Source organism: Streptomyces sp. R28 (assembly GCF_041052385.1).
In the GTDB taxonomy this organism is placed as follows: Bacteria; Actinomycetota; Actinomycetes; order Streptomycetales; family Streptomycetaceae; genus Streptomyces.
Window position 1 is genome coordinate 10,381,778 of record NZ_CP163439.1, and the last position, 14,817, is coordinate 10,396,594.

General features: G+C 69.7%; 12 protein-coding genes. 8 read left to right on the forward strand and 4 right to left on the reverse strand.

Features of this window, described 5'->3' with window-relative positions:
- Window positions 1-47: 47 nt before the first annotated feature.
- The 3 genes from AB5J49_RS45315 (at window position 48) to AB5J49_RS45325 (ending at window position 4,710) form a co-directional block, all read left to right on the forward strand.
- Window positions 48-2,054, forward strand: a complete 2,007-nt coding sequence (locus AB5J49_RS45315) for a GTP-binding protein (RefSeq protein WP_369174700.1) — start codon at window positions 48-50, stop codon at window positions 2,052-2,054.
- Window positions 2,055-2,098: 44 nt separating this feature from the next.
- Window positions 2,099-2,752: a tetratricopeptide repeat protein gene (locus tag AB5J49_RS45320; RefSeq protein ID WP_369174701.1), complete on the forward strand. Its 654-nt coding sequence runs from the start codon at window positions 2,099-2,101 to the stop codon at window positions 2,750-2,752.
- 98 nt (window positions 2,753-2,850) lie between these two features.
- Window positions 2,851-4,710, forward strand: a complete 1,860-nt coding sequence (locus tag AB5J49_RS45325) for a cellulase family glycosylhydrolase (protein WP_369174702.1) — start codon at window positions 2,851-2,853, stop codon at window positions 4,708-4,710.
- A gap of 400 nt (window positions 4,711-5,110) precedes the next feature.
- Here the strand turns inward: AB5J49_RS45325 and AB5J49_RS45330 are convergent, their stop codons facing one another.
- On the reverse strand, window positions 5,111-6,367 hold the full coding sequence (locus AB5J49_RS45330) for a YncE family protein (protein ID WP_369174703.1): 1,257 nt from the start codon (window positions 6,365-6,367) through the stop codon (window positions 5,111-5,113).
- Between the two features lie 199 nt (window positions 6,368-6,566).
- Between AB5J49_RS45330 and AB5J49_RS45335 the strand changes: the two genes are divergently transcribed.
- Both AB5J49_RS45335 and AB5J49_RS45340 read left to right on the forward strand, forming a co-directional pair.
- The gene (locus tag AB5J49_RS45335) at window positions 6,567-7,229 is read left to right on the forward strand and encodes a TetR/AcrR family transcriptional regulator (RefSeq protein ID WP_369174704.1); all 663 of its coding nucleotides are present in this window, start codon (window positions 6,567-6,569) and stop codon (window positions 7,227-7,229) included.
- Complete coding sequence (locus tag AB5J49_RS45340; RefSeq protein ID WP_369174705.1) at window positions 7,226-7,774, forward strand: hypothetical protein; 549 nt, start codon at window positions 7,226-7,228, stop codon at window positions 7,772-7,774. The genes AB5J49_RS45335 and AB5J49_RS45340 overlap by 4 nt, the downstream gene beginning before the upstream one ends.
- An 86-nt stretch (window positions 7,775-7,860) precedes the next feature.
- Here AB5J49_RS45340 and AB5J49_RS45345 read toward each other — a convergent pair whose 3' ends face one another.
- Window positions 7,861-9,072, reverse strand: coding sequence for a glycosyltransferase (locus AB5J49_RS45345; RefSeq protein WP_369175466.1), 1,212 nt, complete (start codon window positions 9,070-9,072; stop codon window positions 7,861-7,863).
- 199 nt (window positions 9,073-9,271) lie between these two features.
- Here AB5J49_RS45345 and AB5J49_RS45350 point away from each other — a divergent pair, with 199 nt between their 5' ends.
- Window positions 9,272-11,233, forward strand: a complete 1,962-nt coding sequence (locus AB5J49_RS45350) for a ricin-type beta-trefoil lectin domain protein (protein ID WP_369174706.1) — start codon at window positions 9,272-9,274, stop codon at window positions 11,231-11,233.
- A gap of 7 nt (window positions 11,234-11,240) precedes the next feature.
- On the opposite strand, the gene AB5J49_RS45355 is transcribed toward AB5J49_RS45350, so the two are convergent.
- Together AB5J49_RS45355 and ctaD are read right to left on the reverse strand one after the other, a co-directional pair.
- Complete coding sequence (locus tag AB5J49_RS45355) at window positions 11,241-11,564, reverse strand: hypothetical protein (protein ID WP_369174707.1); 324 nt, start codon at window positions 11,562-11,564, stop codon at window positions 11,241-11,243.
- Window positions 11,561-13,180 (reverse strand): cytochrome c oxidase subunit I, encoded by a 1,620-nt coding sequence (gene ctaD / locus AB5J49_RS45360; protein ID WP_369175467.1) that lies wholly within the window; start codon window positions 13,178-13,180, stop codon window positions 11,561-11,563. The genes AB5J49_RS45355 and ctaD overlap by 4 nt, the downstream gene beginning before the upstream one ends.
- A gap of 115 nt (window positions 13,181-13,295) precedes the next feature.
- On the opposite strand from ctaD, the gene AB5J49_RS45365 reads away from it, so the two are divergent.
- Window positions 13,296-13,829: an RNA polymerase sigma factor gene (locus AB5J49_RS45365; RefSeq protein ID WP_274236370.1), complete on the forward strand. Its 534-nt coding sequence runs from the start codon at window positions 13,296-13,298 to the stop codon at window positions 13,827-13,829.
- Window positions 13,822-14,778 carry a CU044_5270 family protein gene (locus AB5J49_RS45370; protein WP_369174708.1) on the forward strand — a complete coding sequence of 319 codons (957 nt, stop codon included), beginning with the start codon at window positions 13,822-13,824 and terminating at the stop codon, window positions 14,776-14,778. Before AB5J49_RS45365 ends, AB5J49_RS45370 begins: the two co-directional genes overlap by 8 nt.
- Window positions 14,779-14,817 lie beyond the last annotated feature (39 nt).

The following is a 14,817-nucleotide window of genomic DNA, read 5'->3' on the forward strand; positions in this document are numbered from 1 at the left end:
GTCCCCCCAGGAAGGAACGACCCCCACTTCAAAGGACATGACGCTTCGTGCACTTGCTCAACCTCGGGATCCTCGCCCATGTCGACGCCGGTAAGACCAGCCTGACCGAACGCCTGCTGCACACGGCAGGCGTGATCGACGACATCGGCAGCGTCGACGCCGGGAACACCCAGACCGATTCGCTCGCGCTGGAGCGCCGGCGCGGCATCACCATCAAGTCCGCCGTCGTCTCCTTCGCGCTGGACGACGTGACGGTCAACCTCATCGACACCCCCGGCCACCCGGACTTCATCGCCGAGGTGGAGCGGGTGCTCGGCGTCCTCGACGGCGCCGTACTCGTCGTCTCGGCCGTGGAGGGCGTACAACCGCAGACGCGCGTCCTGATGCGCACGCTGCAACGGCTGCGCATTCCCACTCTCGTCTTCGTCAACAAGATCGACCGACGCGGTGCGCGGTACGACGCCGTCCTGCGGGCCGTCTCGGAACGGCTGACGGCGGCCGTCGTACCCATGGGCACGGCCGCTGGCCTCGGCACACGGGACGCGCGCTTCCTGCCCGGCCTCGGCCCCTCCGCGCTCGACGTCCTCGCCGGCCTCGACGACGACCTGCTGACCGCCTATGTCGAGGACACGGTCTCCTACGACCGCCTCCACGCCGCCCTCGCCGACCGGACCCGGCAGGCGCTCGTCCATCCGGTGTACTTCGGCTCCGCCGTCACGGGCGCGGGTGTCGACGCGCTGATCGGCGGGATCAGGGAGTTGCTGCCCGCCGCGGGCGGCGACCCCGACGGACCGGTCTCGGGGACCGTCTTCAAGGTGGAGCGGGGCCCGGCGGGGGAGAAGGTCGCGTACGCGCGGATGTTCTCCGGCACCCTGCACACCCGCGACCGGATCCGCTTCGGCGAGGCCGGCGAAACGAGTGACGCCGGCGACCTCGACGACCTGCGCGCCGAGGGCCGGATCACCGCGATCAGCGTCTTCGACCAGGGCGCGGACGTCCGGGACGATCTGGTGGCGGCGGGCCGGATCGCCAAGCTCTGGGGCCTGGGCGACATCAGGATCGGCGACGCCCTCGGCGAGCCCCGCAAGACGCACGGGCACTTCTTCGCGCCGCCCACTCTCGAAACCGTCGTCGTCCCGGGCGACGGAGCGGACCGGCGTGCCCTGCACCGTGCGCTCACCCTGCTCGCCGAACAGGACCCGCTGATCGACCTGCGCCACGACGAGGTACGGCAGGAGATCTTCGTCTCCCTCTACGGCGAGGTGCAGAAGGAGGTCATCCAGGCCACGCTCGCCGACGAGTTCGGCCTCGACGTCACCTTCCGCGAGACGACGCCGCTGTGTGTCGAGCGGCCGGTCGGCTCGGGCGCGGCGGTCGAGTTCAACAAGAAGGACGGCAACCCCTTCCTCGCGACGATCGGCCTGCGCGTCGACCCGGCCCCGGTCGGGTCCGGCGTGGGCTTCCGGCTGGAGGTGGAGCTGGGCTCCATGCCGTACGCCTTCTTCAAGGCCGTCGAGGACACCGTCCGCGAGACCCTCGGCCAGGGCCTGCACGGCTGGCAGATCCCCGACTGCACCGTCACCATGACCCACTCCGGCTACTCGCCCCGGCAGAGTCACGCCCACCAGGGCTTCGACAAGAGCATGTCCAGCACCGGCTACGACTTCCGTGGCCTCACCCCGCTGGTCCTGACCGAGGCCCTGCGCCGGGCAGGCACCCACGTGCACGAGCCGATGCACCGTTTTTGCATCGAGGCCCCGACCGACACCCTGGCCGCCCTGCTGCCGGTGCTGACCAGGCTGCGCGCGGTGCCGCAGAGCACCGAGACACGCGGCGCCTCCTGCTCGCTGGAGGGGGCGGTGCCCGCGGCCCACGTGCACGAGTTGGAGCAGCAGCTACCCGGGCTGACGCGCGGCGAGGGCGAGCTGGAGAGCGCCTTCGACCACTACGCCCCCGCCGCACGCGGCACGGTCCCGGAGCGCCGTCGCACCGACCTCAACCCGCTGAACCGCAAGGAGTACCTGTTGAACCTGACGCGCAGGGTCGGCGGCTGAAAAGTCGTTGGGAGGGAGCGGGGCGGCTTTCGTACGATCGCCGCATGACTGCGGACACACGGATAGAGCAGGCCCAACTCATCTACGAGCGTGCGGTGTTCGGAGGTGACAGCAGCGCACTGGAGCCGGCGGAGCGAGGGCTCGACGCGGTCGAGGCGGATCTCGCCCTGACCCGTGGCAAGGTCGTCCATGCCCGGTTCCTCGAGGAGCGGGCCGAGGACGCGCGCGAGCTGGAGCTCTTCGAGCGCGCGGCGCAGCTGTACGGGCAGCTCGGCGACGTGCGGGGCGAGGGTGAGGCGCTGTTCTGGGTCGGCGCCTTCCACCAGGTGGTCCGTGACGACACCGAGGCGGCCCTGCCCGCCTTCACCCGCGCCCTCGACCTCGCCACCCGGGCCGAGGACCGGCTGACCATGTCGTACGCCCTTCGGCACCTCGGCTTCGCGGAGCACATGGCCGGACGACTCGATGCGGCGCGCGACCGCTTCGAGGAGTCCACCCGGCTGCGCCGCGAGCTCGGATTCCTGCCGGGGGTGGCCGCCAACCTGATCGGGCTCGCCTACGTCGCGGCTCAGCAGGACCGGCGGGAGGAAGCCGCGGAACTCCTCCGGGAAGCGGTGGAGTCGGCCGAGAAGGGTGGGGCGGAGGGTGTCCTGCGATGGGTGGCGCAGGCTCGCGAGGAACTCGATCTGCCTGGGTAGGGATGGGCAGGGATGAGACCGGCGTGATGGCCGAGACGGAACTTACTCCAGAGTCAGGGGTGTTGACTGTGTCCTGAACTCAACGGACTGTAGTGGGCATGCCGAATATCCGGACGCGTCTGCCCGTTGTCCTGGTCGTCCTCTTCGGAGCCCTGACGGTGGCGGGCCCCACTCCCGCCACCGCCGCGCCCCTTCCCGACTCCCTCTGGTTCGACGAAACGCCCCTCACCGTCCAGAACGGCCGCTTCACCGACGGAAACGGCCGCGAGGTCGTGCTGCGCGGCTACAACGTCTCCGGCGAGACCAAGCTGGCCGAGAACAAGGGCCTGCCCTTCGCCTCGGTCGCCGACGCGAAGAAGTCCGCGACCGCGCTGCGCGCCCTCGGCGGCGGCAACTCGATCCGCTTCCTGCTGTCCTGGGCCTACGCGGAACCCGTACGCGGCCAGGTGGACACCACCTATCTGGCCGCCGCCACCGCCCAGATGCGCGCCTTCCTCGACGCGGGCATCCGCGTCTACCCCGACTTCCACCAGGACCTCTACTCCCGCCACCTGTTCGATCCCGACAGCTGGTACACGGGCGACGGCGCCCCCAAGTGGGCCGTCGACGCCGGGGACTACCCGGACGAGTCCTGCGGGATCTGCCTCTTCTGGGGGCAGAACATCACCCAGAACGAGGCCGTGAAGCAGGCGACGCACGACTTCTGGCACAACGCGTACGGCCTCCAGGACGCCTTCCTGGCCACCGCCCAGAAGACGATGGCGTACGTCAAACAGAACGTCTCCGCCGCCGAGTTCGCGGGCGTCGTCGGCTTCGACCCGTACAACGAACCGCACGCCGGTACCTACGACTCCGGCCAGACCAGCCGCACCTGGGAACGCGACGTCCTGTGGCCGTTCTACGAGAAGTTCCGGTCCCGCATGGACGCGGCCGGCTGGCAGGACAAGCCGCTCTTCGCCGAGCCGAACCTCTTCTGGAACGCCAACATCGACTTCCAGAAGCAGGAGGGCGGACTGCTGGACGCGGGCACGCTCGGGCCGCGGTACGTCTTCAACACCCACTTCTACGACCAGAAGGCCATCTCCGGCGTCTTCATGTGGGGCAAGGCGCAGGACGGCCAGTACGCCGGTGACTTCGGCGCCGTCCGCGACCGCGCCTCGGCCACGAACACGCCCGCGATCATCAGCGAGTTCGGCCACCCACTGGCCGGGTCGGTCTCCGACAAGGCACCCACCGTGCTCAAGGCGATGTACCAATCCCTCGACTCCCGTGTCCCGGGCAGGAGTTGGTGGTCCAACCCGGTCGGCTCCGGCCCGGTGCTCTCCGGTTCCCAGTGGCAGTGGGACATCTACAACGGACGCCACCACGAGCTGATGAACGCCAACCCCGACAAGGTCCTCACCACCGGTGACGCCTGGAACGACGAGGACCTGTCCGCCGTCCGCCTCGACGACTCGGGAACACCGGTGCTGCGGCAGGACGCCCGGCTGCTGGACCGCCTCTACCCGAGCGCCACGTCCGGCACGAACGTCGCCTTCACCTACGAGGACCGCTCACGCGACGGCAACACGACCCTGACCTGGAACCCGGTACCCAGCTCAATGCCGAACGTCGCGCAGCTGGTGGGGTCCGGACAGTACGGGCTGCTGCTCTGGCGCTCGAACAGCGGCACGGCGCCGACCGAGCTGCACCTTCCGGCGTCGTTCCCGACCGGGTCCACCACGGTGGTCTCCGACCTGGGCGCGGCGTACGCGCCGCCGTCGTACACCGCGGCCACCCCGATCGGCGTGGCCGCGGAACCGGGCGGCACGGGAAGCCGACGCCTGCTGCTCACCGACTCGGACTCCGGCGTCCTGCACTACGCGCTGGTGACGAACGGGGCGAGCACTCCCTCGACCGCCCTGCTGAACGCCGCACGGTCCGAGCTCTCCGCGTGGGCCGCGCGAACCGCCGGATAGAACCACCGGATTGAAAGGCCGGACAGAACCGCCGTTCGACCCTCCCCTGACGTCAGGCTGCACGCTGTATTCCGACGAAAGGGCATCGGCGACGCCGGCCTGGCCCGGGGACAGCGGGAGTCGACGGCACGGGCCGCCGCCCCCGCCGTCCCGGTGCCGGTGAGGGCGGACCAGCCGTTCTGGGTCGGGCGGCCGGCCGCGATCGGTGGGGCCGCCGACCCGGTGCCCTTCGCGGCCCTCGCCGCCGAACGGCTTGCCGACGCGCTCGGTCAGGCCGTACGGCAGCAGACGTACCCCCGGGCCGCCTCGGTCGCCGCGTGGCACATGGCGACCGAGGACGGGGTGGGCGCGGTGCTCAAGGCTCTGGGCCGAACTCGAAGGGCCCTGGTCGCTGGGCTGGTCAGCCGACCGACGGGCTGGTCCAGTCGGCCGGTACGTGGGCCAGCCGGACCCGCTGCGGGTGGTCGCCGACCGGCACGGACAGCTGCTTCTTGCCGGTGGCGAAGTCGATGGCCGTGACCTGGTCGGTGCCGCTCTCGGAGACCACGCAGGACTTGCCGTCGCCGCTGACCGTGGCCCAATAGGGCTTGGAGGCGGTGACGAGCGGGCCCTCCTGGAGGGTGGTGCGGTTGACCACGGTCGCGTAGTCGTCCATCGTGCCCGCGACGCACAGTTTGCTTCCGTCGGGGCTCATCGAAAGTCCGTGGTGGCGTGAGTCGTTGACGAAGGTGGTGCGGTCGTCGCTGGTCGCCGGGTTCTTCGGCAGGGTCTTCGTGCGGGTGATCTTGTCGGTGGCCAGGTCGTACTCGAAGAAGCCGTTGAAGAACGACACCTGGAAGTACAGCTTCGACTCGTCCGGCGAGAACACCGCGGGCCGGACCGCGTCGGAGTAGTCCGTGAGGCCGATCGCGTCCAGGCGCGGGCGCATGTCGATGACCTTGACCTGCTGGTACGTGGTCGCGTCGACGACGGTGATGCGCCGGTCGCCCTTCGTCCAGTCCAGCCACGGGGCGTCGGTCTGTGTGTTCACGTCGCCGATCGCCATGTTGTAGATGTACTTGCCGTCCCGGGTGAAGATGTTCTCGTGCGGCTTGTCGCCGGTGGCGAACTTGCCCAACTCCTTCCCGGAGTTGATGTCCAGCACGTGCACGGTGTTGGAGGTCGAGGCCGACACCGCGACCCGTTTGCCGTCGGGGGAGACCGCCATGTGGTCGGCGCGGTAACCGGACACGGGAAAGCGCCAGTTGAGGTCACCGGTGGCCAGGTCGATGGAGACCACGTCGGCGAAGCTCGGCCGGGAGACGACCATCGACGTGCCGTCCGGCGTGGAGTACATGTCGTCGACGAACTGGTCGTGGCCCTCGCCGACGCTGTTGCGGATCGCCATGAAGTAGATCCACTTGATCGGATCGGCGCTGATCTCCGCCATCCGCTCGTCCTTGTCGGGGACGACATCGATACGGCCGACCTTCGCGAAGTCGCCGGAGGACTTGATGACATCGGCGGTGCCGTCCCAGTTGTTGCCGACGAACAGCACCTCACGCAGGGCGGCTGCGGAGGAGTCTGCGGCGGCCGTGGCGGCGGTCGCGGGGGCGGTGACGGTCAGGGCGAGGGCGGCGGCTACGGAGCACAGGTGCCTGGGTCCGATGGCAGGCATGACTGCTCTCTTCCTCTGAGGTGGGGCGTCAGGAGTGGGGCATGGCAAGAGCGGGACGGTGACTCCGAAGCACGGGGAATCTGAACACAGCTGCTTTCAGAATCAACTTACTGAAAAGTAAGGAGGGGGTGCCCTTCTCCACAAGACTGCGGACACGACAAAATTGGCCGTCGGGTCGGCGAGGCGGTGGGAGGACAGCGTGACGGGCAGGCTCAAGGCGCCCACCGGCCGCTACGGCGGCAAGTCGGCCGAGGAGCGACAGGCCGAGCGGCGGCGCCGCTTCCTCGACGCCGCGCTCCGGCTGTTCGGCGACAGCCCCGGTTACCGGGGCACGACGGTCGCGGCGCTGAGCGAGGCCGCGGGCCTGTCGACGCGTCAGTTCTACGAGGAGTTCCGCACGCTCGAGGACGTCCTGGCCGCCCTCCACCTCCAGGTCAACGCGTGGGCGGAGGAGGCTGTCCTGGCGGCGGTGACCGGCGCGGAGAACCTGCCCCTCGCCGAACGCGCCACCGAGATCTTCCGCGCGTACGCCGCGAACGTCACCTCCGACCCGCGCCGCATCCGCATCACTTTCGTCGAGATCATCGGCGTCAGCCCCCGCCTGGAGGAACAGCGCCTCGCCCGGCGCGCCCGCTGGGTCGAACTCGTCTGTGTCGAGGCAGCGTCCGCCGTCACCCGTGGCGAGGCGGTGCCCCGCGACTACCACCTCGCCGCGACCGCGTTCATCGGCAGCGTCAACGGGCTGCTGCACGACTGGAGCGCCGGATGGGTGGACGCGACGCTGGACGAGGTGGTGGACGAACTGGTGCGGCAACTGGTGGCGATACTGCGGCCGCCCGGGTGGGAGCCGGTGACCGGATGAGCCGCGCGAACCCGGGTTCCCGTCTGCACGGGGTGGTGGACGCCCTGCGGTCGGCCCTGGCGGAGAGCCCCGACCTGTTCTCGTTCCTGCTCGGCGGGGCGATCGACGAGGAGAGAGCGTCCGACGCGGAGGCCGACGGGGTGCCGCGGGAGTTCCTGGACTTCTGCCGTGTGCTGGACGGCGCGAGCTGTGGGCCGTCCGTGCAGCTCTTCGGCCTGGCGGAGGCCGAGGAGCACCAGTTCTACTGCGGGCCGGTGGTCAACTCCCCGCTGCCGCTGTCCCCGGAGAAGCTGTTCTGCATCGGGATGATCCATGAGACGCCGGTCTTCCTCGACCGCGCGGACGGCAGCGTCCTCGGCATCCCGGACGAACACCGGGAGTGGGCCGATGCGGAGTACTTCGAGCGGCTGGCGCAGGGAGTGGAAGCGTTCTTCCTGGACCGGCTGGCCACTGCGGAGTACGCACGGCTCGCGCTGGTCGACGAGGAGCTGGTGGAGTACGACGACTGGCTGAAGCTGCTGAGGCGGGCCGGTCTCACCGGCTGAACCGCCGACACGGCCGGAGACGGGCCGGACGCGGCGGGCGGCGAGGCGACACCCGTCCTCGGCTCGCGTGCTCCGTCGAGCAGGTCCTATCCGGCGGCCCGGTTCACCGCGCCCACTACCGGGGCCACCCCGTCCTCCGCGCGGATCCGGGCACCCAGGTCCTGGGCCCGCTCCCTGAACGCCGGCTCCCGAACGGCCCGCACCAGGGCGGAGGCCAGCGTGCCGGCGGTCAGCCCGCGCAGCGGTACGACGCCCGGTGCCACGCCGGCTCGGACCAGGCGACCGGCCCAGAAGCCCTCGTCGAACTGGATCGGCACCGCAACGGCCGGCACCCCGGCGCGCAGCCCGGCGGCGGTCGTGCCCGCCCCGCAGTGGTGGACCACGGCGGCCATCCGCGGGAACAGCGCGGAATGCGGCACCTCACCGATGGTCAGTACGTCGTCCCCCGCGGCCTCGAGGCCACCCCAGCCCCGCTGGATCACCCCGCGCAACCCGGCCCGGCGCAGGGCGTCCACGACCTCGGCGCTCAGCCGCGCCGGATCCGGCACGGTCGCGCTGCCCAGGCCCACGAAGACCGGCGGCGGACCCGCCCCCAGGAACTCCCGCAGCTCGGGCGGGAGTTGGGCCTCACCGTCGTACGGCCACCAGTAACCCGTCACCTCCAGGTCCGGCCGCCAGTCGCGCGGCCGGGGTACCACCAGGGAGCTGAAGCCGTGCAGTACACGGCCCCCGCGCGTGCCGCGCGCCTTGCTGCGAGGCAGCCCCAGGCGCGCCCGCAGGTCCGGCACGGCTGCCGAGAAGACCCGCTCGATGGCCAGCTGCACGCCGTGCCCGGCGATCCGGTTCCCGACGGCTCCCCAGGAGCGGCCCCCGAGCATCGGCGGACCGAACTCGCGGGTGGGGGCGAGCGGTTGCAGGGGGAGGACGATGCTCGGCAGCGACAGGCCCTCGGCGATGGCCTGCCCGAGCGGTGCGGTGGAGCCCGCCAGGAGCAGCAGGTCACTGGACCGGGCGGCGGCCAGCATGTCGTCCGTCATCCGGCCGGCCAGGGTCCGTGCCATCCCCACCACGCGCACCAGCTTGCCGACGCCGGTCGCGCTCCGGTGCAGATTCCGGCCGCGCGCGGACTCCAGTTCCGCCCGTGGATCCAGCGGCATCGGATGGAAGCGTACGCCCGACCCGGCAACCAGTGGCTCGAAGCAACCGTGCGTGACCAGGGTGACCTCGTGTCCGGCCCGGGACAGGGCATACCCGAGTCCGGTGTAGGGGGCCACGTCGCCCCGGGAGCCCGCCGTCATGATCGCTACGCGCACGTCGGCCAGTATGGCGGCTCCCGTGCCGAGTGCGAATGGCCCGTGGGCGAGGGGGGCTTCAGGTCCGTCCCATCCGTTGACTTCCCTCTCTCCTGGCTCTACTTTCAGCGGCACCATGTTCGGTTATCCGAATATTGTTCGATATGCCGAACGGACCGGGTGATCCTCCCGTCTAAGGAGCCGCATGTACCCCCCGCCTCGACCCCGTCTCGCGCACCGCTGCAGATCCGCCGTCACACGCGCCCTCGTGCTGGCGCTCGTCGCCACGGCCGCGTTCCTGTTCGCCGGGGCCACCCCGGCCCAGGCCGTGACAGCCCGTCAGATACCGGTGCCTGAAGCCCCGATGGGCTGGGCGTCCTGGAACGCCTTCGCGGCGAAAGTCGACTACAACGTCATCAAGCGGCAGGTCGACGCGTTCGTGGCGGCGGGTCTGCCCGCGGCCGGGTACGAGTACATCAACATCGACGAGGGTTGGTGGCAGGGCACCCGCGACAGTGCCGGCAACATCACCGTCGACGAGGCCGAGTGGCCGGGCGGCATGAAGGCCATCGCCGACTACATCCACAGCAAGGGCCTGAAGGCCGGGATCTACACCGACGCCGGCAAGGACGGCTGCGGCTACTACTTCCCGACCGGCCGCCCCGCCGCGCCCGGCTCCGGCAGCGAGGGCCACTACGAGCAGGACATGCAGGCCTTCTCCCGGTGGGGCTTCGACTTCGTGAAGGTCGACTGGTGCGGCGGTGACGCCGAGGGCCTCGACCCGAAGACGACCTACCAGGCGATCAGCGACGCCGTGACGAAGGCGACCGCGACGACCGGCCGCCCGCTCGCCCTCTCCCTGTGCAACTGGGGCTACTCCAACCCCTGGAACTGGGCCCCGGGCATGGGCCCGATGTGGCGGACGAACACCGACATCTTCTTCCACGGCGGCACACCGTCGTACAGCAACGTCCTGACCGCCTTCGACCGCAACATCCACCCCACGGCCCAGCACACCGGCTACTACAACGACCCCGACATGATGGTCGTCGGGATGAACGGCCTGACCGCCGCCCAGAGCCGCTCCCACATGAACCTGTGGGCGATCTCCGGCGCCCCGCTGCTCGCCGGTCTCGACCTCACCACCCTCACCACCGAGTCGACGAACATCCTCACCAACCCCGAGGTCATCGCCGTCGACCAGGACCCGCGCGGCCTCCAGGGCGTGAAGGTCGCCGAGGACACCACCGGTCTCCAGGTGTACGGCAAGGTCCTCGCCGGCACCGGCAACCGTGCCGTCGTCCTCCTCAACCGCACGTCGACCACGCAGAACATGACCGTCCGCTGGTCCGACCTGGGCCTGACGAACGCCTCCGCGACCGTCCGTGACCTGTGGGCCCGCCAGAACGTCGCCACGACCGGCACGAGTTACACCACCGGCGTTCCGGCGAACAGTTCCGTGATGCTCACGGTCACCGGGGGCACCGAGCAGTCGGCGAGCACGTACAACGGCACGTCGAGCTTCTCGTCGGTGGTCGCGGGAAGCGCCGGTCTGAAGACCGTCGACGTCTCCTACACCAACAACACGTCCACCGCCCGGACCGCCACCCTCACCGTCAACGGCCAGACCCCCACCAAGGTCTCCTTCCCGCCGACCGGCTCGAGCGCCGGCAACATCTCCGTCGACGTCTCCCTCGTCAAGGGCAGCACCAACACCATCTCCTTCTCCGGCGCCCCGCCCCTCGACGGCATCGTCGTACGGCCGCTCCCGGGAAGCAACGGCACCCTCGTCACCGGTACCCAGTCCGGCCGCTGCGCCGACATCAACGACAACACCATCGCCAATGGAACCGACGCCCAGCTGTGGGACTGCACCGGCGGCCAGAACCAGGTCTGGCAGTACAACAGCACCCGCAAGGAGCTGGTGGTCTACGGCAACAAGTGCCTCGACGCCTACAACCGCGGCACCACCAACGGCACCCGGGTCGTCATCTGGGACTGCAACGGCCAGAACAACCAGCAGTGGAACCTCAACAGCGACGGCACCCTCACCAACGTCAACGCCGGGCTCTGCCTGGACGCGTACGGCGCGGCCACGGCCAACGGCACGAAGCTGGTGCTGTGGTCCTGCAACGGCCAGAGCAACCAGAAATGGACGGTGAGCTAGCGCAGCCCTAGACGAGGCACACGAGAAGGACACCGAAAACCAAGGCGCACGTCAGCAGCCAGCCGGCCAGCAGACGGCGCCGCAGGTCGCGGTATCTCGCCTCGTACTCGTCCCGCAGCCTTCCGGCACGCGCCGCCGTGTGCTGCCAGGAGGCGCGGGCGAGTACGAGGTACTCCGCCTCGAACCGCCGCTCCACCTCCCCGCGCTGCCCCTCCGTCAGCCACTGCAGCGGCGCACTGAATCGCGCGGCGGCCGTACGGCCTTCCTCGCGGGTCGCGGCGAGCAGCAGATGCCCCTCGATGTCGGTCAGGAACTTCTCCGTGATGCTCACAGAGCCGTCAACTCCTTCTCCGGCGTGCGAGCGTGCCGCAGGTCGAACGCCGGGGATTCGGAACGGATCTGTGGCAGCGCCAGGAAGTTGTGGCGCGGCGGAGGGCAGGAAGTCGCCCATTCCAGCGAGCGGCCGTAGCCCCATGGATCGTCGGCCTCGACCTTCTCGCCGTACTTCGCGGTCTTCCAGACGTTGTAGAAGAACGGCAGCAGCGACGCGCCGAGCACGAACGAGAAGACGGTCGACACAGTGTTGAGCATCGTGAGCCCTTCCACTGCCAGATAGTCGGGAATCCGGCGCTGCATTCCGTTCACGCCCAGCCAGTGCTGGACCAGGAACGTGCCGTGGAAGCCGATGAACAGCGTCCAGAAGGTCATCTTGCCGAGGCGCTCGTCGAGCATCCTGCCCGTGAACTTCGGCCACCAGAAGTGGAAGCCGGCGAACATCGCGAACACCACCGTGCCGAAGATGACGTAGTGGAAGTGCGCCACCACGAAATAGGTGTCGGACGTCGGGAAGTCCAGCGGCGGTGAGGCCAGCATGACGCCGGTCAGACCGCCGAAGACGAAGGTGACCAGGAATCCCGTGGCCCAGAGCATGGGTGTTTCGAAACTCAGCGACCCGTTCCACATGGTGCCGATCCAGTTGAAGAACTTCACACCCGTGGGGACGGCGATGAGGAATGTCATGAAGGAGAAGAACGGCAGCAGCACACCGCCGGTGACGTACATGTGGTGCGCCCACACCGTCACCGACAGACCCGCGATCGCGATGGTCGCCGCGATCAGACCCATGTAGCCGAACATCGGCTTGCGGGAGAAGACCGGGATGACCTCGGAGATGATGCCGAAGAACGGCAGGGCGATGATGTACACCTCTGGATGGCCGAAGAACCAGAAGAGGTGCTGCCACAGCAACGCACCGCCGTTGGCCGCGTCGAAGACCTGCGCGCCGAACTTTCGGTCCGCCTCCAGCGCGAACAGCGCCGCGGCCAGCACGGGGAAGGCCAGCAGCACCAGCACGCCGGTCAACAGCACGTTCCACGTGAAGATCGGCATGCGGAACATGGTCATGCCCGGGGCGCGCAAACAGATGATCGTGGTGATGAAGTTGACCGAGCCGAGAATGGTGCCGAAGCCGGAGAGCGCCAGACCCATGATCCACATGTCGGCGCCCACACCGGGGCTGCGGACGGCATCGGAGAGCGGAGCGTAGGCGAACCAGCCGAAGTCGGCCGCACCCTGCGGGGTGAGGAAGCCACCGACCGCGATGAGCGAGCCGAACAGGTACAGCCAGTAGGCGAACATGTTCAGCCGCGGGAACGCCACGTCGGGCGCGCCGATCTGCAGCGGCATGATCCAGTTCGCGAAGCCGGCGAACAGCGGCGTCGCGAACATCAGCAGCATGATCGTGCCGTGCATCGTGAACGCCTGGTTGAACTGCTCGTTCGACATGATCTGCAGGCCCGGACGGGCCAGCTCGGCACGCATGAACAGTGCCATCACGCCACCGATGCAGAAGAACGCGAACGACGTGACCAAATAGAGCGTTCCGATCGTCTTGTGATCCGTGGTGGTCAGCCACTGGACGGCTTTGGCGCTCCTGATGTTTCTGATCCTCTTCACGCCCCGCCTGTGTCCGCGCCCCACCCCGCACGTCACACTCGAGGGACGCGACAAGAATCACGGAAACGGGTGTGACGATCCGGCGGGTGCCGGACACGAACGGAACATGAGCAACGACGAGATCTTCGCCGCTGCCTATCGCGAGCACTACTGGGCGGTCAGCCGCTACGTCGCGCGGCGACTGGACGGGCGCACGAGTGAGGTCGAGGAAGTGGTGGCGGAGGTGTTCACCGTCGCCTGGCGGCGCCGGGACGACCTCCCGGCCACGCCGCTGCCCTGGCTGTACGGCGTGGCACGCAACTGCCTGGCGAACGCGGTACGCGGCTACGGGCGACGCCGGCGACTGGTCGACCGGCTCGGCAACGACGAGACCGCGCACGGCCGGCACATCGTGGACAGCCCCGACTCGGAGGCGCCGGGCGCCTGGGTGCACGAGGCGCTGAACCGGCTGTCCCCGGCCGACCAGGAGGTGCTGCGGCTGACGGCGTGGGAGGAACTGGGCGTCGAGGAGGTCGCCGTGGCCCTCGGCTGCGGCAGCCGGGCCGCGGCCATGCGCCTGCACCGGGCCCGGCGCCGGCTGAGAGCCGAGATCGACCGTATGTGTCCGCCGACCGCGTCCAAGGAACGAAGCCATGGCTGACGAACTCGAACTTCTGCGCCGAGCCAACCCGGTACCGGTCGACGGTCCCCACTTTGGCGACGGCCCCCTCGACCACCACGCCGAGCGCCAGCTCGACCGGCTGATGCGGGAGCGGCCCTCCCGCCGCCCGCGGCTGGTCTGGGGCCTGGCGGCCGCGGCCGTCGTCGCCGCGCTCGTGTCGGCTCTGCTCTTCACCGGCCAGACCACCGCTCCGGCGGTCGCCGCACCCCGCCCGCTGCTCGTGCAGGCCGACTCCACCCCCGTATCCCTCAAAACCCTGGCTGAGCGGGCACAGGCGGCCGCGGCCGACGGTGCGCCGAAGCTCCGCAGGGGCACGCACGTGCAGTCGTGGAGCATGGGCATGAGCGACGACAAGCCGCCGATCACGCTTCCCGAGGAGCGCATCGTGCGCTGGAACGCCGACGACAGCCACACGGAGATCGTCGTGGCGACCGACCCGCGCCACCCGGGCCGGCCGGTCCTCGGCGGCGAAGGGGAACTCGTCGAGGACGGCCATGTCCTCAGCAGGCAGACCTACCCGCCCAGCTGGAGCGACGCCCCGCCGCAGTCGCCACCTCCGACCGACGTCGCACGCCTGCGCGCCTACCTGCAGGAGGCCGGGTACAGCAAGACCGCGCTGAACACCGGCGAGCTCCTCGACGCCGTCGCCTCGCTGCTCGGCACCTGGACCCTCGGCGCCCGCGAGTCGGCGACGCTCGCACGGCTGCTTGCGGACACCGAGGGGCTCAGGCCCGTCGGGCAGGTGACGGACCGGCTCGGTCGGCGCGGACAGGCGTACGTGTACGACGGGTCCGGCGCCCGGCGCATGCTGATCATGGACTCGGTCACCGGTGCCGTGCTCGGGCTGGAGACCACCTTCACGAAGGCCGAACCGGAGTACGGCGTCAAGGCCGGCGACGTGATGTCGTACAGCGCCTGGATGCGCTGACCCGGCCGCGGACAGGTCCGCCGTACGGGAACGGCGGCC

Bases quoted from the DNA above. Each gene is read 5' to 3' on its own strand.
- AB5J49_RS45370 (WP_369174708.1), top strand. From the start codon at position 13,822: ATGGCTGACGAACTCGAACTTCTGCGCCGAGCCAACCCGGTACCGGTC.
- AB5J49_RS45365 (WP_274236370.1), top strand. From the start codon at position 13,296: ATGAGCAACGACGAGATCTTCGCCGCTGCCTATCGCGAGCACTACTGG.
- AB5J49_RS45340 (WP_369174705.1), top strand. From the start codon at position 7,226: ATGAGCCGCGCGAACCCGGGTTCCCGTCTGCACGGGGTGGTGGACGCC.
- AB5J49_RS45325 (WP_369174702.1), top strand. From the start codon at position 2,851: ATGCCGAATATCCGGACGCGTCTGCCCGTTGTCCTGGTCGTCCTCTTC.
- AB5J49_RS45320 (WP_369174701.1), top strand. From the start codon at position 2,099: ATGACTGCGGACACACGGATAGAGCAGGCCCAACTCATCTACGAGCGT.
- AB5J49_RS45350 (WP_369174706.1), top strand. From the start codon at position 9,272: ATGTACCCCCCGCCTCGACCCCGTCTCGCGCACCGCTGCAGATCCGCC.
- AB5J49_RS45330 (WP_369174703.1), bottom strand. From the start codon at position 6,367: ATGCCTGCCATCGGACCCAGGCACCTGTGCTCCGTAGCCGCCGCCCTC.
- AB5J49_RS45345 (WP_369175466.1), bottom strand. From the start codon at position 9,072: ATGACGGCGGGCTCCCGGGGCGACGTGGCCCCCTACACCGGACTCGGG.